The sequence below is a fragment of the Streptomyces sp. SID486 genome (genome assembly GCF_009865385.1).
Taxonomy (GTDB): Bacteria; Actinomycetota; Actinomycetes; order Streptomycetales; family Streptomycetaceae; genus Streptomyces.
In genome coordinates, this window is record NZ_WWJT01000185.1 from 1 (window position 1) to 254 (window position 254).

Annotated in this window: 2 tRNA genes; both read left to right on the forward strand. The window is 60.6% G+C overall.

The features are described from left to right. Positions 1–73: transfer RNA gene (locus GT045_RS08805), tRNA-Gly, on the forward strand. Between the two features lie 38 nt (positions 74–111). Then, positions 112–185: transfer RNA gene (locus GT045_RS08810), tRNA-Cys, on the forward strand. Positions 186–254 lie beyond the last annotated feature (69 nt).

A 254-nucleotide genomic window follows, 5' to 3' on the forward strand; every position in this document is an offset into this window, starting at 1 on the left:
GCGGACGTAGCTCAGTTGGTAGAGCGCAACCTTGCCAAGGTTGAGGTCGCGAGTTCGAGCCTCGTCGTCCGCTCGCAGGAAGAAGGGGTCATCCCGATCCCCTACACTCCTGGTGGAGTGGCCGAGAGGCGAGGCAACGGCCTGCAAAGCCGTCTACACGGGTTCAAATCCCGTCTCCACCTCCAAGGACGATTAGCTCAGCGGGAGAGCGCTTCCCTGACACGGAAGAGGTCACTGGTTCAATCCCAGTATCG